Annotated in this window: 20 protein-coding genes and 1 pseudogene; 16 read left to right on the top strand and 5 right to left on the bottom strand. The window is 39.4% G+C overall.

The genetic code is table 11. The features are described 5' to 3' along the window. Positions 1–16 precede the first annotated feature (16 nt). From ACFPZG_RS08490 to ACFPZG_RS08470, 5 genes and pseudogenes are all read left to right on the top strand, one after another. Complete coding sequence (locus ACFPZG_RS08490) at positions 17–703, top strand: ABC transporter ATP-binding protein (RefSeq protein ID WP_317940006.1); 687 nt, start codon at positions 17–19, stop codon at positions 701–703. Continuing rightward, a complete protein-coding gene (locus ACFPZG_RS08485) occupies positions 700–1,701 on the top strand; it encodes a hypothetical protein (protein WP_317940005.1) in 1,002 nt (333 codons plus the stop codon). Before ACFPZG_RS08490 ends, ACFPZG_RS08485 begins: the two co-directional genes overlap by 4 nt. A gap of 32 nt (positions 1,702–1,733) precedes the next feature. Next, positions 1,734–2,105, top strand: a pseudogene (locus ACFPZG_RS08480) (aconitate hydratase); the annotation flags it as partial. Between the two features lie 753 nt (positions 2,106–2,858). After that, entirely contained in the window at positions 2,859–4,055 is a 1,197-nt protein-coding gene (gene thrS / locus ACFPZG_RS08475; protein ID WP_317940004.1) for a threonine--tRNA ligase, read from the top strand. Between the two features lie 435 nt (positions 4,056–4,490). Further along, the gene (locus ACFPZG_RS08470; protein WP_283731897.1) at positions 4,491–4,712 is read left to right on the top strand and encodes a hypothetical protein; all 222 of its coding nucleotides are present in this window, start codon (positions 4,491–4,493) and stop codon (positions 4,710–4,712) included. Positions 4,713–5,211: 499 nt separating this feature from the next. Here the strand turns inward: ACFPZG_RS08470 and ACFPZG_RS08465 are convergent, their stop codons facing one another. Further along, positions 5,212–5,637, bottom strand: a complete 426-nt coding sequence (locus ACFPZG_RS08465; RefSeq protein ID WP_317940003.1) for a DUF4183 domain-containing protein — start codon at positions 5,635–5,637, stop codon at positions 5,212–5,214. 553 nt (positions 5,638–6,190) lie between these two features. On the opposite strand from ACFPZG_RS08465, the gene ACFPZG_RS08460 reads away from it, so the two are divergent. The 5 genes from ACFPZG_RS08460 to ACFPZG_RS08440 all read left to right on the top strand — a co-directional run bounded on the left by ACFPZG_RS08460 (position 6,191) and on the right by ACFPZG_RS08440 (position 10,932). Further along, a complete protein-coding gene (locus ACFPZG_RS08460) occupies positions 6,191–6,616 on the top strand; it encodes an acyl-CoA thioesterase (RefSeq protein ID WP_283731899.1) in 426 nt (141 codons plus the stop codon). Beyond that, positions 6,616–6,933 carry a hypothetical protein gene (locus tag ACFPZG_RS08455; protein WP_283731900.1) on the top strand — a complete coding sequence of 106 codons (318 nt, stop codon included), beginning with the start codon at positions 6,616–6,618 and terminating at the stop codon, positions 6,931–6,933. Before ACFPZG_RS08460 ends, ACFPZG_RS08455 begins: the two co-directional genes overlap by 1 nt. Positions 6,934–7,027: 94 nt before the next feature. Further along, positions 7,028–8,224: an ATP-grasp domain-containing protein gene (locus ACFPZG_RS08450; RefSeq protein ID WP_283731901.1), complete on the top strand. Its 1,197-nt coding sequence runs from the start codon at positions 7,028–7,030 to the stop codon at positions 8,222–8,224. A gap of 36 nt (positions 8,225–8,260) precedes the next feature. Beyond that, a complete protein-coding gene (locus ACFPZG_RS08445; protein WP_283731902.1) occupies positions 8,261–8,671 on the top strand; it encodes a CotY/CotZ family spore coat protein in 411 nt (136 codons plus the stop codon). 89 nt (positions 8,672–8,760) lie between these two features. Next, positions 8,761–10,932 carry a YheC/YheD family protein gene (locus ACFPZG_RS08440; RefSeq protein ID WP_317940002.1) on the top strand — a complete coding sequence of 724 codons (2,172 nt, stop codon included), beginning with the start codon at positions 8,761–8,763 and terminating at the stop codon, positions 10,930–10,932. Between the two features lie 47 nt (positions 10,933–10,979). Here ACFPZG_RS08440 and ACFPZG_RS08435 read toward each other — a convergent pair whose 3' ends face one another. Further along, a complete protein-coding gene (locus ACFPZG_RS08435; RefSeq protein ID WP_283731906.1) occupies positions 10,980–12,209 on the bottom strand; it encodes an ATP-grasp domain-containing protein in 1,230 nt (409 codons plus the stop codon). A gap of 126 nt (positions 12,210–12,335) precedes the next feature. On the opposite strand from ACFPZG_RS08435, the gene ACFPZG_RS08430 reads away from it, so the two are divergent. The 4 genes from ACFPZG_RS08430 to ACFPZG_RS08415 all read left to right on the top strand — a co-directional run bounded on the left by ACFPZG_RS08430 (position 12,336) and on the right by ACFPZG_RS08415 (position 17,054). Next, on the top strand, positions 12,336–13,757 hold the full coding sequence (locus tag ACFPZG_RS08430) for a Mur ligase family protein (protein ID WP_381426704.1): 1,422 nt from the start codon (positions 12,336–12,338) through the stop codon (positions 13,755–13,757). A 101-nt stretch (positions 13,758–13,858) separates the two neighbouring features. Next, positions 13,859–14,296 carry a hypothetical protein gene (locus tag ACFPZG_RS08425; RefSeq protein WP_283731908.1) on the top strand — a complete coding sequence of 146 codons (438 nt, stop codon included), beginning with the start codon at positions 13,859–13,861 and terminating at the stop codon, positions 14,294–14,296. Between the two features lie 50 nt (positions 14,297–14,346). After that, on the top strand, positions 14,347–15,678 hold the full coding sequence (locus ACFPZG_RS08420; RefSeq protein ID WP_317940000.1) for a YheC/YheD family protein: 1,332 nt from the start codon (positions 14,347–14,349) through the stop codon (positions 15,676–15,678). Next, on the top strand, positions 15,675–17,054 hold the full coding sequence (locus ACFPZG_RS08415; protein WP_283731910.1) for a UDP-N-acetylmuramoyl-tripeptide--D-alanyl-D-alanine ligase: 1,380 nt from the start codon (positions 15,675–15,677) through the stop codon (positions 17,052–17,054). Before ACFPZG_RS08420 ends, ACFPZG_RS08415 begins: the two co-directional genes overlap by 4 nt. 48 nt (positions 17,055–17,102) lie before the next feature. Here ACFPZG_RS08415 and ACFPZG_RS08410 read toward each other — a convergent pair whose 3' ends face one another. The 3 genes from ACFPZG_RS08410 to plsY form a co-directional block, all read right to left on the bottom strand. Next, positions 17,103–18,485 carry a C40 family peptidase gene (locus tag ACFPZG_RS08410; RefSeq protein ID WP_317939999.1) on the bottom strand — a complete coding sequence of 461 codons (1,383 nt, stop codon included), beginning with the start codon at positions 18,483–18,485 and terminating at the stop codon, positions 17,103–17,105. 213 nt (positions 18,486–18,698) lie between these two features. Beyond that, complete coding sequence (locus ACFPZG_RS08405; RefSeq protein ID WP_283731913.1) at positions 18,699–18,992, bottom strand: HesB/YadR/YfhF family protein; 294 nt, start codon at positions 18,990–18,992, stop codon at positions 18,699–18,701. Between the two features lie 37 nt (positions 18,993–19,029). After that, positions 19,030–19,632 carry a glycerol-3-phosphate 1-O-acyltransferase PlsY gene (plsY, locus tag ACFPZG_RS08400; RefSeq protein ID WP_283731914.1) on the bottom strand — a complete coding sequence of 201 codons (603 nt, stop codon included), beginning with the start codon at positions 19,630–19,632 and terminating at the stop codon, positions 19,030–19,032. Positions 19,633–19,908: 276 nt separating this feature from the next. Between plsY and parE the strand changes: the two genes are divergently transcribed. Together parE and parC are read left to right on the top strand one after the other, a co-directional pair. Beyond that, positions 19,909–21,882 (top strand): DNA topoisomerase IV subunit B, encoded by a 1,974-nt coding sequence (gene parE / locus ACFPZG_RS08395; RefSeq protein ID WP_317939998.1) that lies wholly within the window; start codon positions 19,909–19,911, stop codon positions 21,880–21,882. Beyond that, positions 21,879–24,311 (top strand): DNA topoisomerase IV subunit A, encoded by a 2,433-nt coding sequence (gene parC / locus ACFPZG_RS08390; protein ID WP_317939997.1) that lies wholly within the window; start codon positions 21,879–21,881, stop codon positions 24,309–24,311. Before parE ends, parC begins: the two co-directional genes overlap by 4 nt. The last annotated feature ends 46 nt before the right edge of the window (positions 24,312–24,357 follow it).

Here is a 24,357-nt window from a genome sequence, read left to right as displayed (position 1 = left end):
CCGGAGGTCATTGGCAATGATAAAACTCAAATCTGTATCAAAAAGCTATAGAACGGGAGGAGAAGAGACGGAAATCTTGAAAGATGTCTCGTTAGAAATCGACAAAGGAAAATACGTCTCAATAACAGGTCCTTCCGGATCGGGAAAGTCTACTTTATTGCATATTATCGGTGGACTTGAACCGATTAATTCGGGTGAGGTTTGGGTTGATGGACAACCGGTTCACACGATGAAAGATAATGCCTTGGCAAAACTTCGACTTAAAAAAATCGGGTATGTTTTTCAGCAATTCCAGTTGCTGTCGACTGCAACTGCTCTTGAAAATGTAATGATGCCTTTATTAACGATGTTTTCTTCTCCACAAATTAAAAAAGACGCAGAAGAAGCGTTGACACGTGTCGGTCTCGCACATCGATTAAATCATCTCCCATCCAAGTTATCTGGAGGGGAGCAACAACGAGTGGCACTTGCACGTGCACTCGTCACGAAACCTGAAATCATCCTTGCTGATGAACCGACTGGAAATCTAGATTCAGAAACAGGGAAGACAATTATCAATCTGTTAGAGAAAATCCATGATGAAGACGGTGTCACGGTCATTCTAATTACTCATGATCCGGAATTGGCACAGCGTGCAGAAGAATCGATACATGTATTGGATGGTCGAGTCGAACTGAAACCTTATAAGGTTGCAATACGATGATTCGATTATGTCTTACGGTAATCTTGTCTGGACTTCTACTACTTTCTGCATGCAACCCGAAGCCGGAAGTAGTAGAGCCGAACGTGGAAGTAGAAAAGACTTTTACGATTTTAGATCAGCCGGAGAAAATGTTCGAATTTGATAATGTATTTAAGTCAGACTTATGGATAAGTGCGGTAAATCAATTGGCGCGTTATTATGATGTCGAAGTTACACAAAATGAATTACCGGAGATCGGAATTAGATATTTAGATGGACATTATTCTGTCATGGATGTGTTTGATATTTATCGGGCGAAAGGATTAATTGTTTATCCAAAATATGCATCATACGATGACATTGAAACTGCTGTTTTTGCGGGAAAACCGGTATATGCTAAATTTAATCTGATTGGAAATAATAGTTTTAATGTGATATTTTACGGCTATTCAGATGATGAATTAATGATGATGGACTTGACGACAGGTAAGGATCGAGTGTTGAATAGAAATCGATTATCTACTGTAAATGTCTTTGATGCATTCATTCCTTATAATGTTGGTGAAGTAACAGAAAAAGAATTAGAAAGCTCAGTACGCTATTTGGAAATGTTTTCTAGTGACGCCTATTACGGGAATGACGGGGAACGTTTACGTACTTATCTTAACATCATTGATGAGAAACAATTGGAAAGTGAAGTAAATGCTTACAATTACACAAAATGTTACTATTATACTTTTTTTGACCGTCAACTAGACATCGTTGAGCCTCTTCTATCCGAAGAAATGCAAACTTTAACTACTCCTCCTCATTTGGAAATAGCACTTATTATAGCTAATTCCAATCAAGACGAGCCGAAAATGAAATCCATATTATCTCAATTGCAAATCCTTCCATTTTATCAAGACGAGACATTCCATGTAATTATTGAGAAAGGTACTCAATTTGGCTTTCTAGACAAGGTGGAAGAGGCTAAGGAAATGCTGCAAAAGAGATTAGATCGAGAAAACAACATGTAGCAATTTTTATTCTACGCCCTTCAAGTTGTGCCGACATCCGGATGGGCTCTTCACGTGACTGGGCTGCAAAAGGTACTTCACTATTAGGTATCAAAACAGTTATCGCGGAAAGCTACGAGCGTATTCACCGTTCAAACCTTGTCATGATGGGTGTTCTTCCTCTTCAATACATGAAGGGAGAAAGCGCTGAAACACTTGGCCTTACAGGCGAAGAAGCAATTAGCGTAAACATCGCGGAAGGCGTAAAACCACGCGACATCCTAAAAGTAACTGCAACTGCGAAAGACGGTTCTGTTAAAGAATTTGACGTGCTTGCACGTTTCGACTCTGACGTGGAAGTAGATTACTACCGTCACGGTGGAATCCTTCAAATGGTTCTTCGTGATAAAATGAAAAATAACTAATTTGTACCTAAAAAGCGTCCGATTAAATCGGGCGCTTTTTTACATACTTATTTTCATTGTTGACGGATTAAGAATACTCACATATAATACAATACAATTAAGGTTCTATAAACGAGCGTTGAGAAGGCTATGAATCATTTCGGAAGCTTTACCAGAGAACAGGGCCATGGCTGGAAGCCTTGTAGCGGAAAAATTGATTTACCACCTTCGAGCTATCATAGAGGACTGCATTAGGCAGGAAACTATGATCGGGAGACCGTTATCATTTGAAGCGCTGTGCTTTTTAGACATGGCGAAATTTGGGTGGCACCACGACCGCATTCGTCCCTTTATAGGGGAAGAATGCGGTTTTTTTTATTTTATATGAAGCGTTGAGAGGACATGAATCATTTTGGAAGCTTTACCAGAGAGCGGGACCTTGGCTGGAAGTCCTGTAGCGGAAGATGTGATTTACCACCTTTGAGCTATCGTAGGGGACTGCATATGTAGGAAACTATGATCGGGAGACCGTTATCAGTAGAGCGCTGCGCTTTTTAAGCACGGCGAAATTTGGGTGGTACCACGACCGCATTCGTCCCTTTATTAGGGGAAGAATGCGGTTTTTTTATTTTAATCCAGCTGCGGGCGCTAACTGCTCGGGTCATAAGCCAGCCCTGCTTCACGGCAAAAAGCGCCGTTTCGCATGTCCGTCTTATGCCTGTCGCAGCTGAGCAAGCGCCCTTAGCTTTTTATATAAAAAAAGGAGGAATTACAATGTCAGTACAACTGGAGATCGAAAAAAGGAATCATCGAAAATTAGGTCAAGAACTTGAATTGTTTATGGCGTCAGAGGAAGCGCCGGGCATGCCGTTTTATTTACCAAAAGGGATGGTTTTGAGGAATGAGTTGGAGCAATTTTGGAAACGGAAGCATCAGGAAGCGGGCTATGAAGAGATTAAAACACCAATCATGATGAAGCAAGGATTATGGGAACAATCCGGCCATTGGGATCATTATCATGAGAACATGTATTTTTCGGATGTGGATGAACAGCAGTATGCATTGAAACCGATGAATTGTCCGGGTGCGATGCTTGTATTTAATCATAAACGGAGAAGTTATCGAGAACTTCCAATTCGATACGCAGAATTAGGATTGGTACACCGCCACGAATTATCAGGCTCCTTGAATGGACTATTGCGAGTACGTGCATTTACACAAGACGATGCACATTTATTCGTTCGGAAAGATCAAATTCAACGGGAAGTAGATCATGTATTGAATTTGATTGACGACATCTATTCGAAATTCGGTTTCAGTTATGAAGTCGAATTATCGACAAGACCGGAAAATTATATGGGCTCCATTGATTTATGGGATAAAGCGGAACAGTCATTGGAAGAGGTGTTGAAACAGCGGGGAATGGCTTATCGTATTAACGAAGGGGATGGAGCATTTTATGGTCCGAAAATCGATTTTCACATTTTGGATTCGTTAGGACGGAGCTGGCAATGCGGAACTGTGCAACTGGATTTCCAAATGCCGGAGAAGTTCAATTGCCGATATATTAATGAACAGAATGAACTTGAATTTCCAATCATTATCCATAGGGCGATTTTCGGCTCCGTAGAGAGGTTCCTTGCAATTTTGGTTGAGCACTATGCGGGAGAGTTCCCATTATGGCTCGCACCGGAGCAAGTAAGAATCATTCCGATTGCCGATAAGCATGTTGCTTATGCTGAAGAAGTAAAGAAGGCGCTTGCTGCAAATGGGTACCGAGTAAAAGTGGATGATCGAGCTGAAAAGATGGGGTTGAAAATCAGGGAATCGGAGAAACAGAAGGTTCCTTATATGATGATTGTTGGAGATCAGGAAGTTGAAAAACAAATGGTTTCTGTTCGGAAGCGGAAAGAAGGGGACCTTGGTCAGCTGCTCATTGATGAAGTCTTGAATTTATTAAAAGTGGAATAATAAAAGAGTGCTGACATGAGCACCCTTTCCTTATTAACCTCGTGCAATGCACAATTGTTCCGCTAACGCACCGATTAAACAGTCTTGGAAACTTTTTCAATCAGTGTATAATTTTTATAATAGCTTTCGGCTCGTGCCTGGAAATATAACAGACGGGTATGTTGCATACGGTAATTGGCGGGTATCCTAATTCATTTAAACCCGTTTGACATCCATGTAGCGCAAAATCAGCGCCACGCAAGATGAAAATGTGTGCAGAACGGGTATTGGATACTACAGCTGGGAGAGGAAAGTTTGATCACCTATGGTGCCATAGAGCCTATCCGTTAGTCTGACTCCAACGACTACGGTGCGTTAACGAAATTCGATACCATAGAAGAGCGTGTTAGAAAACATAATCGGATTCAAAAGGTTTAAGAAGGAGCGAAAGTCAAATTGGGCTCTGTTGTCTCCGACGTCATGGGCGTCTCTGCTCTTGATATGCTTCGTACCATCGCCGCTGGCGTAGAAAATCTAGAAAAAGTTAGCGGGGTTCACTCGCCGAACAATGAAAAAAAAAGGGCTGAACTTGAACTCGTTCTTCGTGGGTATATCAATCAACATAAACGGTTAATGATAAAAACCATTCTCACTCATATTGATTTTCAAACTGATTAGGTTGCGTTGCTAAACCAAGAGGTGGCTACTAGACCATCCTCCCATCAGGAAGATATTGAAAGGTTGGATTCTATTCCCGATATTGCCACTCGTATGGCTAAACAGATTCTAGTAAAAGTCGGAACTGATGTGGGAGACCAATTTCCCAATGCGGCTCACAACAAGGGGTAACTATTTTCAGAAGTTTTGGATACGGATTCTTTACTCTTAATAAATTGAAGACCGCAGTAGACCACCCTACACCTGCATTTACATTTGAAAAAACCAATCCGAGAATTGGCGAGTTATATATCTTCCATATATAGATTGACGCCCGGTTCTACATTGACAAAATTTCCAATAACGATCCTCCGTAATTATAATGACTTCGCCTAAAAGATATTCATCTGTATGTATACGAGCCCTGCTCCTTTACCAGGTAAGTAAAAAAGAAACCCATCAAATTTGATTTGATAAGGTTCAAATACAACTGTGTGACAAACCCAGTTGGTGTACTATTTTATATTGCAGCAGTAGAGAATCCCAAAGATTCTATAATGATTGGCGTTCCAGCAAATATTGTTGCAGCTACCGGTTCAATAGTCAGTGCATCTGGAGTTACAGAATATATCCCACCTTCTTGCATCATAGCATTGATGTAAATATTAACGTATCCATTAGGATTGTAGATTGTAAATTCTGTTATTGGATTACTATTATCATCAGTAAACAAATTGGCTGGGAGGGTTGCTCCGTTTGTTAGATTTATATCTTCTGTAACAATATAGAAATACCTATTTATTGTTGGAATAATCGCCTGATCAGGGACAATGACAGGTGGAAAAGGAACAGAAGGTGTAGTACTAGCTATTATACGTGGCCAATAAAATCTTCTGTTTTCACAACAATAGTTGCAATTAAATTTTCTGGGATTTATTTTATTCATGGTAATTTGTCACCACCTCTAGAATTACTCTGACCTAAACCAAAGTCGTTTCATTTTGATTGTCTTAATAGCTCCTCCACTACTAACATATGAATTGAAATTGGAATGAGATGGAGGTATGTCTATAGGTCATAGAAAATCTACTGATTTTTCAAACAAAAGTTACTGAAAAGATCCGGAACACGGCCGAAATAAAAAAAAACCTTATCAAGTATTATTTGATGAGGTTTCCTCGAATGGAGCATTCCGGGTTCGAGCCGATGCCCTCATACTGCCAACTTGAAACTGAAATATTGGCAATGCACTTCAAAACCTTGTCATATCAACACTTCCAACAGCCCCCTTGACAATCTATCTCTATATTACCATATACATTCTTCCTTGAGCGCGGGATGTGCAACTGTGATGAGGAATACGCTTTTATGGGCGCAGAACACATTTTTGAGTATGTAGCAAATGTATATGGTAGTGTCTGCCAAATTCCGTTATTAGTAAGTTCCAAGGTCAGCAATAATTACCTCTCTTTTGTATAATGTTCAAGAGAGGTGATTACATGTTTATCAGTGAAAAAGAAATAGAAATCAGGTATGCTGAAACCGACCAGATGGGGGTCGTCTATCACGCGAATTACTTAGTCTGGATGGAAATCGGGCGAACAAGCCTGATACAGGATTTAGGCTTTACATATGCGGGTCTTGAAGCGGAAGGCTATCTTTCTCCAGTTATTGACTTATCAATCCAATATAAGGCTGCTATGCGGTATGGACAAAAGGCGACCGTGCGTACATGGGTTGAGTCGCATGGAAAGCTCCGGACGGTATACGGCTATGAAATTCTTCATGAAGATGGAACTGTTGCGGCAACCGCCACTTCCGAACATATTTTAGTGAAAAGGGAAAGTTTCAGACCGGTTTCATTGCGAAAAATTGATCCTGCATGGGATGCTAAGTATATGGAAATCTGCCGGGTGACAGACTGATGGCGTTCGGTATCAATCGTGCTGAGTTGAAAGCTTGGAAGGAAAAAGTCCGGAAAGGCGAGATTGCTTTTCTTACCCATTATTGGCTTGATGATCGATTTCCGGGCTGTAAAACCGTGACAAAAGCGGGTTGTACGGATCTTGATAAATTGATTGAATGGGGAAAAACATATGGGTTAAAGCCTGAATGGATCGACTACCGGGAAGACTATCCCCATTATGATTTATTCGGCAAAATTGAACTGAAAGCATTACTCGATGCTGGGTTATTTGAACAAGTAAATCGATTTAATCTAATGGATAAGCATGAGGGATAGCCCTTCATGCTTATTTACTTTGCCTAAAGCGAACTCCTGCAATTGCATACAACTAATAGTAGGGGAATGTCTTGAGGAAGAGGGTGCCGTAGAGATGGAAACAATTCTATTTATCGGATCCGCGACTTCCGGTTCAAGTATGGATGCGATTGAAGCTGCCAATCGATTAGGCTATCGAACCCTATTAATGACAAATCGCAAGACATTTATCTATAACCAAAACGATTTTCCTTTCCTTAATAAAGTAATTCACTTGAATGTTATGGATGAAAATACTATACGGAAACAAATTATTGAGTCCATAAATATAGAATATACCCTCCAAGCGATCATCAGCTTTATAGATCCATATACCTCGTTAGCTGCAAGACTTTCCAATGAGTTTTGCAATTCCTCCATCTCATCCGATGCTCTACAAATAATTGAAGATAAATCCAGTACACGCGAAGTTTTAAAAGATCATCCTGCAACTTGTGAATTTGAAATAATAAATGGAAAACAGTTAATCCATTCATCCATGAAATATCCTTTCGTGTTGAAAAAACCAGTTTCCAATGGTTCAAAAGACGTTTATTTAATTGAAAGTGAAGAGTACTTTGATATTGCGTTTAAAAAATTGGCAACACAAAATCCAGTAATCATTGAAGAATTTGTAGATGGAGACCAATACGTCATTGAACTCCTTGTTTGTAAAGGTTTTCCAATGATTGCCGCGATTATAAAGCAGGAAATAACAATGGAGTATACATTCATCGTAACGGGTTATGAAGTAGTCATCAAAATGGACGAAACAATCTACCGTGATTTACGGAAATCCGTCATTTCAATCCTTGGAGAAATTGGGTTAGACCATGGTGCTTGCCATCTTGAAATGCGTCATTCAAGAAAGGGATGGAAGTTGATAGAGATTAATCCAAGGATCTCTGGTGGTGCTATGAACCGAATGATCTTTGAAGCGTTTGGCATCAATCTCGTTCAGGAGACGATCAAACTTTATCTTGGAAAGGAACCGGATCTCCTTAGAATAAAATGCCAGCCGGTCTATACATCTTTTATTACGATTAATAGCTATGGGATTTTACTCGAGATTGAAGGGGAAAAAGAAGCAGTTTCATCTTCCGGAGTTGTCGACATCCATCTAAGGCCGGTAATCGGAACTATGATGATGCCGCCTATATCGATGGGGCAGCGGTATGGCTATGTAATGGCAATAGGTGATACTTCAGTTGAAGCAAAGGAAAGGGCGGAATTGGCTGTTAGGTATATAAAATTCTATGTTGAACTGATATGAAGCCTTAGACAATCTACATAAAGGGAGGGGAAAAAGATGACGAAATGCTGTATTTGCAATGTTATGAAGGCACTTTGGGAGGAGCAGAAGTTGCTATCTGAATTTTGGAAAGGCTTCAAGTTTGTTCATATGCCCAAATGTAAGGATACGATTCCATTTACGTTACAGTCGTCGGACAATTTCGACTATTTTACAGCGATTATTGACAGCGGGACGACTCCTTATTTTAGATTAGAAAAAATTGATGAATCAAGTTGCTGCGCTCAATTGAGATTGCTCAAACCAGTCGATTTTAAAGGCAGGCTCGCATTAACTGAAAAAGATCTTTACGCATTGAAAAAAACATCCCACTGCATCCACGTAGATCTTTGCTGCTTCTGCGCATTCACTCCACTTTCCACAGACCTACTTGACAGACCTCTACCAATTATCGAATCAAAAACCTGAAAACTAAATCCTGTTTTGTAAACTCCTGTCCTTATCGTTCTACATTCAAATGAATGTATTATATAGAGCCACTAAAAAGGAGATAGACTATGATAACAATAGGAATGTTACATCATCGGAAAGAGCCGGAAACTGTTATGAAGGCGTATGCATTTGCTGCGGTAGCTGAAGCCGAGGGTGCGAAGTTTTTTTACTTTTCTCCGGGGGAAGTAAACTTAGTAAATCGAACAATCAGAGGACAAGTGTATGAAAAAGGAAAATGGCAAACGAAAATAATGCCATTTCCGAATGTCATCTACAATGCGGGTAGCCCCGAAAAACTATCTAAATCAAAAGAAATCATCAATCAATTAAGAAAAGAAATCCCTTTTACAACCTATTCAATCGGAAATAAATGGAGTGTCAATCGTCGTCTAAAAGAGGCGAAGGACTTCGCCAGTTATCTAATACCAACCGAAGTCATCAAAGATTCAGATCACTTCATGACATTCATTGCAGCATTTGAAAAAGTCGTCATAAAACCGATTGATGGGCGAAAAGGGAAAGGTATCTTTTTCATCATACAGGAAGTCAACCGTTTTTCAGTGCGAGGGGATGGGTCGAATAAGAATTATACAGTTGCACAATTAAATGCATTCATCAAACAGAAATTGTCACAAGGTACTTTCATCATCCAGCCCTATATCGAATCGGTCACAAAATCTGGGCAAGTGTTTGACTTCAGATTGCATGTTCAAAAAAATGGCGAAGGTGAATGGGTAATTACGACAATTTATCCACGTGTTGCTCCGAAAGGTTCAATTATTGCAAATATAAATAGTGGCGGCTATACGAATTATTTGGAGCCTTTCTTGGAACAGGAATTTAAGGATGATGCATTTAATATTAAAAAGAAATTGGAGTATTTCTCTCTGTCACTCGCAAAACATTTAGATGAACTTCAAATAGAGAAATATGGAGAAGTGATTGACGAAATAGGTATTGATATCGGAATGGATCAAGACCTGAAGCTATGGATTTATGAAGTGAACTGGCGTCCAGGGTGCCCTCCTGCATTCTATTTGGAATTGGATGTTGTAAAAAACACGATAAAGTATGCAATGTATATCGCCAATAATCAACAAGCCATCCAACAGAAAATTAGGGCAGCAAAACGTAGAGGGGCAAAGAAGGAGCAAGGTACCCCTATTATCGCCATTACAGGAAGTGCAGGTAAAACGACGACAAAAGCATTTTTATCATCCATTCTCTCAAAAAAGTGGAATGTCTTTGAGTCAAAAGATTATTGGAATACGACGGAGCATACAAAAAAGCATGCTGCGGAAATCAATTCCTCACATCAAGCAGTCGTTCTTGAGTATGGGATGGCCTATCCTGGTGTCATTACAGAACATTGCCAAATTATCCAGCCGAATATGTCCATTGTAACAAACGTTGGACTTGCACACGTCGGAAACTTTAATGGTGATCCACGAGGAGTGGCAAAAGCAAAATCCGAATTGATACACGGGATGGATCAATCGGGAGTGCTGTGCCTTAACCGAGATAATGATAATTCACGATTTTTGGAGACACAGAATTTCAAAGGAAAAACGATAACAATCGGCATAAAGAAACCTGCGGACTATCGGGCATACGATATCAAATATACTGACCAAGGCATGAACTTTAAGATGAAACTGCAAAATGAAGAAATTGAATTGTTCATCCCAATATTTGGGGAGCATCATGTGTATAACGCCCTATCTGCAATTGCGATTGCAGATCATTTAGGCTTTTCACCGATGGAAATCAAGACCGGTCTTCTATTCAAAAAACCACCAAGAAGGCTGACGATTTATAATTGCAAGGACAATATTACGATGATCGACGATACTGTCCATTCGCATCCTGAAGGAGTTCGAGCAGCATTAGACGTTTTGACGAACCTTGCAAAGCATCGAACAATCGCCATTATCGGCCAAATGAGGGAGTTAGGTGATATTCGGGAGAGGGAATACCGGAAATTAGGGGACTATATCCAGCAGCAAGGGATTGACTTGTTAATCACATACGGTTTTAGAACTGAGGAAATCGGGGAACAAACGAAAAGGCAAGGAATGCCCGCTCAGAATATCTATCATTTTACAGACCGAGAGAAATTGCATGATTTATTGTCTAATCTGATTAAGAAAGATGACACAATACTCATCAAAGGGGCAAGTAAAACGAATATGTTCGAAACGGTAAAATTCATCGATAAAAAGTATGGTGATAATTAATATGGCTGAATAACAAAAGAGGACTCCTTTTATGGAAGTCCTCTTTGTTATTGTTCTTTCACATGAAATTCTATTTCCTCCACAGCCTTTTTGGCAAAACTTTTTGCTTCTTCAAGTGTTCTTCCTTGCGCGATGACATAGGCGTATCTGTGTCCCATCGATAGTGGCGGTATAAGTAAAGTCCCTTTTTTAGGCTTAATATACACTTCTACAATTCCAGGCGATTTACGGGCTCTATTTTTACCAGTAACTTTTTCCAAAACCCCTTTCTGTTCGACGATAACGTATTGAGTAAATACAAAATTCCGCTGTGTTACAACAAGTGAAGGTCGTTCACCTAAGTATAATTTTAAGGTTTCTTCAGTTAGGTCATAGCCGAAAGCCGCTTTCAGCATATTATTCATCGCACCACCCGAAATTCGGGGGTTTATTTCGATTAAGCGCCAGCCATTTGCTGTCAACCGCATCTCTACATGGAGAGCACCGTTTTGAATCTCTAACTCTCCAATAATTGATTTCAAAACTTCCTTAACGCCATCGTTCACCTGTCTCGGAACGACGGCGAGAACCCCATATCCTGTAATTATGAACCTCTTCACGAACGTTATTTCTTGTTTGATAACTCCCGCAATCTTTATTTCTTTATTGTGGACAATCGCTTCCACCAAATATTGATCCCCTTCAATAAATTCCTCGATAATTACAGCTTCCAGGGGGTTCCTCTCTTGGAATTTAAGGACATGGCGCTCCAATTGTTGTAGATTGGTTGCGCGTATTACGTCCTTTGAACCAGTGGATGAAGCTGTTTTCACAATCAGCGGGAAATCGGGTAACTCTTCAATACTTTTTGTATCCAGTTTACCTCCTGGGTCGATTGTCAAGTATTTTGGGGAGTAAGGAAGGCCTTTTAGTTTATCTCTTGTCCCTGCCTTATTTTCCATAATAAGTGCTGCGTTTGAAGATGTACCATTCGGGCAAAATTCTTCGCATAATTTCAGAGCCCGAGCAACATTGGAGTCAACAAAGCTTGCAATTGTCATAATTTCATTTCCCTTGGATTTCAATGTCAGAATCTCTTTCTTCATCTCTAATAAGTTAGTTACATCGACGTACACCATTTCATGAACGTCCAAATACTCTTTCCGTTGTTGAATCTGCTTTTCGTTGCTTGTAAATAGCACAGTAAAATAACCAAGCAGAACAGCCGCTCTAATTGCTTCCCGACTTGAACCCGATTTATTTGTACCGATAAAAATGATTGTTTTCAAAAAGCCCACTCCTTCATAATTAAGACGACTCTTTATAGGTTATGAAGGAATTTTACCGATACATGGTTATACATCATATGGGTTTTGATAAACATTTCTCCGTTACTCATGTATTTCGTACAAGCTGCATGATAATTGCTGCATAAAATGGTAGAGGAGAAGGGAGTGAAACTATTGAAACCATTAACGACAGGATACATTAGGCATGTTATAAACGGAGAAAAGCTCCAAGGATCTGATGATTTACAAATTCATTATGGTGCCTATCGCCTTAAACAAGTTCGACATTCACATACAATCCTTTTTCTAAAAGGAAAAATCATTAAATGGGATCATTTAAAGCCATTTTTTCCGATTGCAATTGTAGCAGAAAAATTCATGCAATCGCCCGAATATGCTGAAGACATAACAATTATTAAAGTCGAAAATTTAGATGAGGCATACTGGAAATTCATCAATGATTACCGGGATAGCATTGATATTCCAATCATTGCTGTTACCGGTACTTCCGGCAAAACAACAACGAAAGAGATGATCAAGCACTTTTTGATGGCCAACAGAAATATCGCTTTTACAATTAGCACGAACAATTCCCGCACAGTCCATTTAGCGAATCTGCTTAGTATCGATGGAACTACTGAAGCGGCAGTATTCGAAACAGCTGTGGGAGCGCCTAACGACATAGTAAAAGCAGCTGCTTATTTAAAGCCGACAATCGGAATTATTACGAACATAGGAGAACATCATCTTAACCACTGTAAGACATTGGAAGCCTATATCGCAGCAAAGGGAGAGATGATTTCTTCTCTTCAACCGAATGGAATTCTCATCATCAATGCAGATGATGAAAAAACAACTAAACTTGATTTTAAACAGTTTTCAGGAAAAATTCTTACATTCGGGATTCACAAAACATGTGATTATCGGGCAAGCAATCTTGAATATTCAACAAACGGTATGAAGTTTACACTTGAACATGATCAAAAGAAGCACCAAATGTACGTACCTGGGCTTGGTGAACATCAAGTATACAATGCGCTTGCAGCAATTGTAGCGGTTCACCAGATTGGCATGGGCTTTCTTGCCATTAAGGAACGTTTGATGTCATTTGAAACATTTAACAGACAAATGAAAGTATATAACGGGCCTAATGGATCGACTCTCATCGATGATTCTTGGAGTATTACAACTACTTCTCTAAAAGCTGCATTAAAAGTTTTGGAAAACGTAGGAAAAAGCAAAAGGAAAATAGCGGTGATCGGAACAATTACTGATTTAGGCTCTTGGGGATATGTAATCCATGAACTTGCAGGTGAGATAATTGCCTCAAGTGATGTAGACGTTCTTATTACGATTGGAATGCATGCAAAGATCATGGGAGAAACCGCAAAAATCCTAAATCATACATTGGAGGTATATTCATTTATGAATCATATCCAAGCGTTTCCCTTCCTAAAAAATATTGTTGACCCAACATCAATTGTACTTATCAAAGGGGATATGTATAGCGAACCCATTAAAAAAATATCAATGCTATTACGAAAAAAAAATAAATAGTATCGACAGATCTTTAATTTTAAGAAAATGGGACAAACACCAAGCTCAATCATTCACTAAGTAATATAGTAATGTAGATCAATTTGAGGGGGGGAAGAATAATGGGGTTAATTTGTAATTGCCGTGTGGTCGTCGACGGCTTGTCCAAAGATAATAATGTCAAATTTGCAGGTGTAAAATGCAAAATTAAAGGTGATTTACAGTACATGGCAAATGCTTGTGATAATAATTTATCAGCATCCTTTTTAACGTTACATTTTACTGACAGGTCAGGAAACGCGGTAAATCGGAGCTTCGAATTTGTCGCTCGGACAATCACTTCAGTTGAGTGCAGAGAGATTTGCCAGAACTGTGAAGTGACTGTAACTGGAACTGGTACTGTTGGGGAAAACATATATCCATTTGTAGCCGTTTTCCGGGATCAGGTTGCAACCTCAAACAAAGATACCGTTCAAAGCTTTGTAATCACTCGATTCTTTGATCAAAACGGGCCTGCAACAGTTCCACAAGGGTCAATCGTAGCAGTTGGCTGTGTTTAATCATTAATAAACGAAAGCTATTCATCATTCTTCAAGAGGGAGGTAAGACTATGAAGGGGATAAGAGGCCGTTTTGGTCAGATGAAAATGTTAAAGGCGGAACTTGATGCAACAGTTAACTTAGCTGAAATCACAAGGTTTTCGAAAGACAATTTTTTCAAAGCCTTAACCCGCAATCAAGTTATTACCATCATGCCAGTAATGGGTCCTCAAGAAATCAAGGTGGATCCTGTTAATCAAATCGTCGAGTTAGCTGATACACATATCCAATATTCAACCAAAGAAGAAATATATGAATATCTTGCTGAGCATGTATTGATTAAAAAGCATTATGTCCTACAAACGATTCCTGTACCGAAACACTCCGTCCTTCATGTTCACCGATTTACCCTTCATAGAATATCTCCTTCCTCTAATTGGAAAGTCGTCCATCATACGATGTCAGGCGACTATGGATTTGGAAAGACACTAAAATCTATTCCTATTTGGAAAGCTTTTAAATTAGTGGTACATGCAGCTAACGTATTAGGAAACTTCTACTCCAGTTGCAATACGACTGTAATAGAGGTCATGCAAAATAAGATGGGAGAACTTTGGATTACCGATTCGGTTCTACATGAAAAAAATAGTAAATGGAGCCAATACCATTCTTTATATAGCAGTAGAGTATTACGCAGTTACATTCCCCGAACAGAACTTTGTACGAAGGAAACTATGAAAAAACTTTTAAACTCATTTCAACAAGTTGTTTTGAAACCTTGTATTGGGCAACAAGGGAAAGGAATTATAAAAATAACAGTGTTAGACGATAACACTTTTGAGATACATGAGAAAAGAACAAAAATAGTCAAAAACAGTTTTTCTGACCTATTCAGTTATATTCATGAACAGTATCTAAATGGAAATGATTATATCGTTCAACAATTTATTAATATAAACAAAATCGATGGTCGTTTTTTTGATGTGCGTGTCATGTCGCAATTGCATGAGGATGAATGGATCATAACGGGCAAGTTAGTAAAAGTAGCGGCAAGAGAATATTTCATCTCAAATCGGGCAAGTAGGTTACTTACTTTGGAAGAAGCTTTTAACGAGATAGATAGTCACATTTATATTGATAAATGTGTATTTTTAATAGATAAAATTTGTAAGGACGCATCTATGATCCTAATGAAGAATTACAACGGTATAACGATTATCGGATTTGATATTGCAATAGATAGGTATGGGGCGATTTGGATTATCGAAGGAAACTATGTTCCTTCCACTTCAATGTTTTACAAATTTGCTGGGAACAAAATGTATGAAACCATTAATAAATATATCGTTTTAAATAAAAAAAGGAAATTATTGCTGTCCGATCGAGAGGAGGAAAAAAATTGAGACCATTAGTTGTAAGTGAAATTCTCAAAGTGTTAAAAGGCAGAATTATTACTGGCGCCGTTGACTGGGAAGTGAAAGACGTCATTTATTACAAACGTCATGAGCATGTCAATCGAAACACTTTACTCTTCGTAAGCCGGTCAGATGAAATAAACTGGGCTATGATGAATAAAAAGGGACCTTCTCTAATTGTTACTGATAAAGTGGTTAAACTAACTGGCGTCTATCCGAATGTCACTGTCATGCAAGTAGATAGCTTGGTGCAGTCGTATTGGAAGTTTATGAACTACTATCGAAATCTTTTTCAAATTCCTGTTGTGACAATAACAGGAACTTGTGGAAAAACAACAGTAAAAGACATGATCAGACATATTCTTCAGTCAACATGGAATGTCCATTCATCTGTCAGCAGTCAAAATGAACCAAGACGCTCACTCCCATATTTGATGGGGATTGATGATCATACAGAAGCAGCTGTTTTTGAACATGGACTCGGCAATACGGGCAATATCAAACATCAATGCATGATTTATCAGCCGACAATCGGGATCATAACGACGATAGGGGTCCATCATTTGGACGGTTGTGGAGACTTGGAAGGGTATATTCGAGCGAAGGAAGAAATTGTGGGTGGCATTAGAGAAGGCGGAACTTTAATATTGAATGCTGATGATCAAAACACAAAGAAATTACGGATCAGTAATTTCAAGGGAAAAATCATCTATTTTGGGACCGCTGATAAATCTCATTTTAAGGCATCACAAATTAAATATGGTATTGGGGGAATGGATTTTATCCTCCATACAGGTAATCGAACACATAGGGCTTTCATCCCGGGATACGGGGAGCATCAAGTTAGCAATGCACTCGCGGCACTCGCAGCTGTCCACGAAATGGGAATGGATGTGAATACAGCGATTTCAAGGTTGAAGACTTTCAAAAATATGAATCGCCATTTGGAGTTTTCTAAAGGCATCCAAGGTAGCACAATCATTGATGATACGTGGACGAATAATCCAACATCAGTAGAGGCTGCATTAAAGGTGCTCGATTCAGTTGGGAAAGATAAAAACGTTATTTTGATATTAGGAGATATTAATCGATTAGGAAACTTCGAGAGACGATACCACAGGGAAATTGGTAGTATGATTGCAAAAAGAAATATTAGTGCATTAATCACAATCGGGAAAAAAGCTGTAGAAATCGCAAGACAGGCAAGTAGGGATGGCAGCACCGCAAATATCATGAGTTTTGAAAATGTAAATGAGATCGGTGATAAAGTGGATCATCTATTTGATGAAAAATCGATTGTCCTTATTAAAGGACCGATGTCAAGCCGTGGAATGATTGAATTTGCTAAAAGACTAAAAAAGTAAATGCTAAAAAAGAAGCATCGATCGCAAATGCGAAGATGCTTCTTTTTCTTAGTTAGTAATTACACGACGGGCTTGTACGTAGTTTTTGGATGCCCATGTAGAGGAAAGACTTTGTTTTTCCACTTTGCCTGTTGTAGATAGGCTGATGAATTGATTGTTGCCCATGTAAATCCCAGTTTGTGTAATTCGAGTACCTTTATTATCAGTGGAGAAGAATAGAAGATCTCCTTTTTGTAGATTTGATTTTAATACGGACTTACCAACTTGCGCCTGTTGGGCTGCGAGTTTGTATTTTAAATCGATACCGTGTTGTTTATAGACATAATACGTGAAACCAGCACCGGTGAATGTTAATGTTTTTTCATTATATACATATCCGAATTTTGCTTTACTCGTTAGACCTTCTGCGAAATCGACAAGTTTATCTGCCGAAGATGCACTTGGAGTTGAAGGTGCAGTCGGTGTAGATGGTGTAGATGGTGTAGATGAAACAGACTCATTAAACACCCGTTTTGCAGTGATATAATGGTCATTATAATAATCTGCGAGCAGAACCCTTGTAATAACACCGCCAGAAGTTGGTATTACAACGCGATGTTCACCGGCATAAATTCCGACTAAGCTTGCGGTTGTTGAACCTGTTACACTGTTAAAGAAAACAAGATCCCCTTTCTTTAAATTGGAACGGGATACAGTTGTTCCTTTACTTTGTAAATCTTTTATGCTTTTAGCATTTAACGTTGTACCGTTTTGTTTGTAAACATAATTCACAAAACCGGTACTTGTAAACTTCTTGGTAGTTTCATTGTTTACTGAACCAATAGTAGCTTGGTCCTTTAACTCATACGCTAATTCTGTAATCTTATCTCCTGTTGTCGGGGGATTAGATGAAAGTAGGCTTGGAATGACACGTGTTGCACCGTAATAATTATCTGTGTAATACGGTTTGCTGTTCAAGTCGGAAATAACGATGTTTTGCTTGGGATCGGCCATATGGATTACTTTATTGTCACCAATATACATTGCGACGTGGTCAGGATCCGTTCCCGTTTTTTTGCTTTTAAAGAATAGCAAATCTCCCTTTTTCCATTGCCCTTTGGCAACAGGGGTACCTTGTTGCATCATATAGTTTTCATTGTATGTTGCTAGGTCTACACCACTTTTTTCGAAAATGTACATAAGAAATGTTGCGCAAGAGAATTTATACGGGTAAGTTTGCTTGTACTCAGCTGTACTATATGTTGCCTTTCCAATCAGGCTTTTCGCTAATTGGATCAATTGATCGGCTTTAGCATCTACTACTTGTTGTGATTGCTGCGTAGTAATAGTGGCTGCTGAGACATTATTATAGTTATGCTCAAATGTTGGCATTGTTAGTGATGTTGCAGTGACGCATGTGATTAATGCAGCGGATAACAGTTTACGTTTCATTATGAATCCTCCTAAAATAGTTTTCTTTATCTACGCACTGATAGTAGCATAGTAAAAGTGGGGTATTTGAAGGGAATATTCACCAACAAACGAAACATGTTTCCGAAATGCCTGCGCATTCTGGTCTCGTCCCTCTTCTTTACAAATAGATTACAAGCGAAAAAAGGGGAATTAAGGAAGGAAATAATATAAAAAGCGTGTGGCTTTATGCCATCACGCTTTTTTGTAGGAGTAAACTAATTCATTAATCGATGAATCGACATTGACATGGAGATCATGTTTGTCGAAAAACCAGTAGTCTCTTCTTTCGATATAAAAGTGAATGTCTTCTTTTATTGTCTCTGCTTCTGCCTCGTCGGGATGTTCTTTTGTAACGCCGAGGGAAAAGCCGTCATGCAATGGGCTTGAACCGCCATATCTTGCGAAAAATTTAATGTATTCGCCAGATTTCGCTTCCATCTCATCTCTAAACCAATGTAATGCATCATCTGATAATATGATTTTCAATTGATCATCACGCCTTTCGGTAGATACCTCTTTTTGTTTACAACCACTTCACTTTAGGCTCAGTTCCTGCTTTGATTCTTGTAATATTTGCACGGTGCCTATAGAAAATGAAGATTCCCATAAGACCCACGATAATCATCAACGAGAAATCGCCGGACCAAACGTAAAAAGCAATACAATATATAAATGCTACAACTGCCACAATCATTGAAGATAATGAAACCATCTTAGTGATTTTTAATGCGAGTAAGAAAGTAAGTAGTACGATGATGAAAATCGGCCAGTTATAGCCAAGCAGTACTCCGCCCGAAGTGGCAACGGCCTTGCCGCCTTTGAATCCCGCAAAGATAGGGAAGATATGGCCGAGTACAGCACAAAAGCCAAGAACAAGTGGATGGATTCCTGAATTACTGAATATAGGTATCAGTACAAGAAGGACAGCAGCTGTACCTTTCAGGATATCAAGAATGGTAACGACAAGTCCCGCAGTCTTACCAAGTACGCGAAATGTATTTGTACCACCAAGATTCCCACTGCCGTGTTCCCGCACATCTGTTTTGTAGAAGAGCTTGCCCACCCATAATGCCGAAGGGATGGAGCCAAGTAAATAAGCGCATAGTATTAAAATGAAAATTTCCATAATAAATCCCCTTTTAGTTTCTTTGGTTCAAGTCTAACAGAACCTGAAGACTCCTACAATGGAAGGATTCAAGGTTCCACTGAAATAATTTAGCATGATAGGCGGTTTGTTATGATCTTCTAAAACTAAGTTTTTCCTTATCTAATTGCAATAAATGGCTTTCTTCTATACAATTAATTGAGCAAGCTTCCTGAAACGTTGATTTGACAAGCTTTACAGGAAGCGATACGATAATATATATAAAAAAGAGAACATTCGTTTGATGGGGGTTGCAATTTGACGAAAGAGCAAGAAGTATATGCATATGATGATGACTCCATCCAAGTCCTTGAGGGCCTTGATGCAGTTCGAAAAAGACCGGGGATGTATATTGGTTCAACCGATTCACGGGGACTTCATCACCTTGTTTATGAAATTGTAGATAACGCGGTGGATGAGGCACTTGCAGGATTTGGTACCGAAATAGATGTAACAATCCATGCGGATGGAAGTATTGGCGTTCGGGATTATGGACGCGGAATGCCAACAGGGATGCACAAGACTGGAAAGCCGACAACTGAAGTCATTCTGACAGTCCTCCATGCGGGAGGCAAGTTTGGACAAGGCGGATATAAGACAAGCGGTGGCTTGCACGGGGTTGGCGCATCTGTCGTTAATGCGTTATCGGAATGGCTTGAAGTGACGATTTTTCGTGACGGTAAAAAATTCCGCCAACGCTTTGAACACGGGGGAAAACCAGTTACTACATTGGAAGAGATCGGCACGACGCGTGAGAAAGGTACTTTGTTACATTTCAAGCCAGACCCAGTGATTTTCTCTACGATTAAATATCAATATGAGATTCTTTCAGAGCGTTTACGGGAATCTGCATTCCTTTTGAAAGGTTTGAAAATCGTTTTAAAGGAAGAAGGAACGGAAAAAAACGATATCTTTCATTATGAAACCGGTATTAAAGCTTTCATTGATTATTTAAATGAAGAAAAGGATGTACTGCATGAGGTTGCATACCTTGAAGGGGAATCCGAAGGAATTGAAGTGGAATTTGCATTTCAGTTTACGGATGGCTATTCGGAAACAATCCTTTCCTTCGTAAATAATGTACGGACAAGAGACGGGGGAACACATGAAACCGGTGCAAAGACTGCAATGACGCGCGTTTTCAATGAATATGCAAGAAAAACTGGTTTGTTGAAAGAGAAGGATAAAAACCTTGATGGATCTGATATTCGTGAAGGGGTATCTGCAATCGTTTCTGTCCGGATCCCCGAGGAAATACTTCAGTTTGAAGGTCAAACAAAAGGGAAGTTAGGGACGAGCGAGGCAAGAACAGCAACAGATGCAATCATTTCCCAGCATCTTCTATATTTCCTCGAAGAGAATGCCGAGTTGAGTGCCAATTTGATCCGAAAAGCGGTACGGGCACATCAAGCGAGAGAAGCGGCACGTAAAGCAAGGGAAGACGCACGTTCTGGAAAAAAACGTAGACGTTCCGATAATTTGTTAACAGGGAAGCTAACTCCAGCCCAATCAAGAAACGCAGCAAAGAATGAGCTATATCTTGTCGAAGGGGATTCTGCAGGAGGCTCCGCAAAACAAGGAAGGGATCGAACATTCCAAGCGATTTTGCCACTTCGAGGAAAAGTAATTAATACCGAAAAAGCAAAATTAGAAGATATAATGAAGAACGAGGAAATTAACACGATCATCCATGCAATTGGTGGAGGAGTCGGATCGGATTTCCAAATAGACGATATTGCGTATGATAAAGTGATTATCATGACCGATGCGGATACTGATGGAGCACATATCCAAGTGCTTCTTCTGACATTCTTTTACCGCTATATGAAGCCTTTGATTGAGGCTGGAAAAGTGTATATCGCTTTGCCCCCATTATATAAAGTCTTCAAAGGTGCCGGCAAAAAAGAAATAGTTGAATACGCTTGGACTGAATCGGATCTTGACGCTGCAATCAAAAAGGTCGGACGTGGCTATATGTTGCAACGTTATAAAGGACTCGGGGAAATGAACGCTGACCAACTTTGGGATACGACAATGAATCCCGAAACGAGGACACTAATCCGAGTCACGATTGAGGATGGCGCACAATCAGAAAGACGTGTCACTACACTAATGGGCGATAAAGTAGAACCAAGAAGGAAATGGATAGAAAACAACGTGGATTTTGGTACGGAAGAACATAATATATTGGAAAATGAACATTTGCATGTTGATGAGGGGGATTATAAATGACTTCAACTGAGCGTTATCAAGATCTGCCCCTTGAAGAAGTAATTGGTGATCGTTTTGGCCGTTACAGTAAATATATCATCCAAGACCGCGCTCTACCCGATGCACGGGATGGATTAAAGCCTGTACAAAGACGTATTTTATACGCGATGTTCCATGAAGGGAATACGCATGATAAAGCATTCCGGAAATCCGCGAAAACGGTCGGAAATGTTATTGGGAACTATCACCCTCATGGCGATTCATCCGTTTATGAGGCAATGGTAAGGATGAGCCAGGATTGGAAGCTTCGTCACCTAATGGTCGAGATGCATGGGAACAATGGTTCCGTGGACGGTGATTCAGCAGCTGCAATGCGTTATACAGAGGCAAGACTCTCAGCGATTGCTTCGGAAATGTTGCGGGATATCGGAAAGGAAACTGTTGAGTTTGTTCCGAACTTCGATGATACAGAGCCAGAACCGACCGTTCTACCAGCTCGTTTTCCCAACTTGTTAGTAAACGGATCAACTGGGATTTCTGCAGGGTATGCGACGGATATTCCACCACATGCTCTTCATGAGGTAATTGATGCAGTCCTGATGAGGATGGATAATCCGAATGTTACAGTCGATGAATTGATGACTGTTATTAAGGGACCGGATTTCCCGACAGGTGCAATTATCCAAGGCACTGGTGGTATTAAAACCGCTTATGAGACGGGTAAAGGCCGATTTATCATTCGGGCAAAATCCGAAATTGAACCGTTAAAGGCAGGCAAATCTCAAATCGTCATCACCGAAATTCCATATGATGTTAATAAGGCGAATTTAGTGAAGAAGATTGATGAGTTGCGTTTGGATCGGAAAATGGATGGAATTGCTGATGTAAGGGATGAATCCGACCGTACAGGCCTTCGAATTGTTATTGAGTTGAAAAAAGATATGGATGGCAATGCCATTTTACAATATCTCTTAAAAAATACAGACCTCCAAGTTACCTATAACTTTAATATGGTCGCAATATCAAACAGAAGACCAACACTAATGTCTCTACCGATGTTATTGGATGCCTATATCGATCATCAAAAGGAAGTTGTTACAAGAAGATCGAAATACGATATTCAAAAAGCGAAGGATCGTTTGCATATTGTTGAAGGTCTTATGAAGGCTTTGTCAATTTTAGATGAAGTGATTAAGGCAATACGCGCATCAAAAGACAAACGTGATGCCAAAACTAACATCATTTCTAAATTCGGTTTTACTGAGGTACAGGCAGAAGCAATCGTATCTCTCCAGTTATATAGACTTACGAATACAGATATAACTGAATTGAAGAGAGAGGATGCTGAGCTTAGGAAATTGATTGAGCATCTTGATGCTATCTTGAAAAGTGATAAAAAACTCTCTGCAGTCATCAAAAAAGAATTAATGGATATTCGTAAACAGTTTTCCGAACAAAGAAGATCGGTTATCGAAGAGATGATTGAAGCGATCAAGGTAGATCTTGATATCCTTGTTCCAAGTGAAGAAGTTGTTGTTTCAGTTACGAAGGATGGATATGTAAAGAGGACGAGCATTCGTTCGTACAGTGCTTCAAACGGCACTGGTATGGATATAAAGGAATCTGACTATGTCCTACTGGAATCCGTTATGAATACACAGCATCATATTCTTCTATTCACATCATTCGGCAACTATATGTATCAACCAGTTCATGAATTACCTGATATTAGATGGCGTGATTTAGGACAGCATATCTCAAGCATAATTTCGTTAGAACCGAATGAGGAGATCATTGCAGCAATTGGCGTAGATAAATTTGATGATGAAAAATCAATTCTAACTGTATCGGATAACGGAAATATTAAGCTTTCAAAGCTCTCTGATTTCCAAGTTCAACGATATTCAAGAACCTTTAAAGCAATGAATATTAAAAAGGGCAATTATATGGTTGATGCGCAGCTGGTCACAGGTGAAGAAGAGGTTATTTTATTTAGTGAACAGGCATATGCGTTACGTTTTTCACTTACTGAACTGACGATTACTGGCATACGAACAGCGGGTGTCCGTGGCATGAATTTGAAGACGGAAGATAAGCTTGTCTCAATGATTGTCATTCGGGATGAATCGGAATCCATATTCATCGCTACACAGCGTGGATCAGTCAAACGAATGGGCTTAAAAGAATTTGAAATAGCCGCAAGGGCACAACGTGGTTTAGTTGTATTGAAAGAATTAAAAACAAACCCACATCGAATTGTAGGAACTAAACCTGTAAAACCAAGTGAAAATATCATAGTAGCGACAGACAAAGATCACAAAGTAACTGTTGAATCAGGAAGTTTGAGACTTGTCGAACGCTTATCGAACGGAAGTTCTCTGTTTGATGAAAGTAAAGAGGGAACTGTTGTTTCGGTTTATAAAGAATTAAAAGCAGAAATGAAATCCTGATCCGGTGTCTGTCAACAATTGTTAATCTGTTGACAGACGCTTTTTT

Source organism: Sporosarcina thermotolerans, assembly GCF_042658975.1.
Lineage (GTDB): Bacteria > Bacillota > Bacilli > Bacillales_A > Planococcaceae > Sporosarcina > Sporosarcina thermotolerans.
The sequence above is the reverse complement of the archived record's forward strand: the minus strand, read 5'-3'. Positions and strand labels throughout refer to the sequence as shown.

Coding starts and splice junctions, on each gene's coding strand:
- ACFPZG_RS08425 (WP_283731908.1), top strand. CDS start 13,859: ATGGGGTTAATTTGTAATTGCCGTGTGGTCGTCGACGGCTTGTCCAAA.
- plsY (WP_283731914.1), bottom strand. CDS start 19,632: ATGGAAATTTTCATTTTAATACTATGCGCTTATTTACTTGGCTCCATC.
- ACFPZG_RS08465 (WP_317940003.1), bottom strand. CDS start 5,637: ATGAATAAAATAAATCCCAGAAAATTTAATTGCAACTATTGTTGTGAA.
- ACFPZG_RS08450 (WP_283731901.1), top strand. CDS start 7,028: ATGGAAACAATTCTATTTATCGGATCCGCGACTTCCGGTTCAAGTATG.
- ACFPZG_RS08460 (WP_283731899.1), top strand. CDS start 6,191: ATGTTTATCAGTGAAAAAGAAATAGAAATCAGGTATGCTGAAACCGAC.
- ACFPZG_RS08410 (WP_317939999.1), bottom strand. CDS start 18,485: ATGAAACGTAAACTGTTATCCGCTGCATTAATCACATGCGTCACTGCA.
- ACFPZG_RS08490 (WP_317940006.1), top strand. CDS start 17: ATGATAAAACTCAAATCTGTATCAAAAAGCTATAGAACGGGAGGAGAA.
- ACFPZG_RS08485 (WP_317940005.1), top strand. CDS start 700: ATGATTCGATTATGTCTTACGGTAATCTTGTCTGGACTTCTACTACTT.
- parC (WP_317939997.1), top strand. CDS start 21,879: ATGACTTCAACTGAGCGTTATCAAGATCTGCCCCTTGAAGAAGTAATT.
- ACFPZG_RS08440 (WP_317940002.1), top strand. CDS start 8,761: ATGATAACAATAGGAATGTTACATCATCGGAAAGAGCCGGAAACTGTT.
- ACFPZG_RS08420 (WP_317940000.1), top strand. CDS start 14,347: ATGAAGGGGATAAGAGGCCGTTTTGGTCAGATGAAAATGTTAAAGGCG.
- ACFPZG_RS08455 (WP_283731900.1), top strand. CDS start 6,616: ATGGCGTTCGGTATCAATCGTGCTGAGTTGAAAGCTTGGAAGGAAAAA.
- ACFPZG_RS08445 (WP_283731902.1), top strand. CDS start 8,261: ATGACGAAATGCTGTATTTGCAATGTTATGAAGGCACTTTGGGAGGAG.
- thrS (WP_317940004.1), top strand. CDS start 2,859: ATGTCAGTACAACTGGAGATCGAAAAAAGGAATCATCGAAAATTAGGT.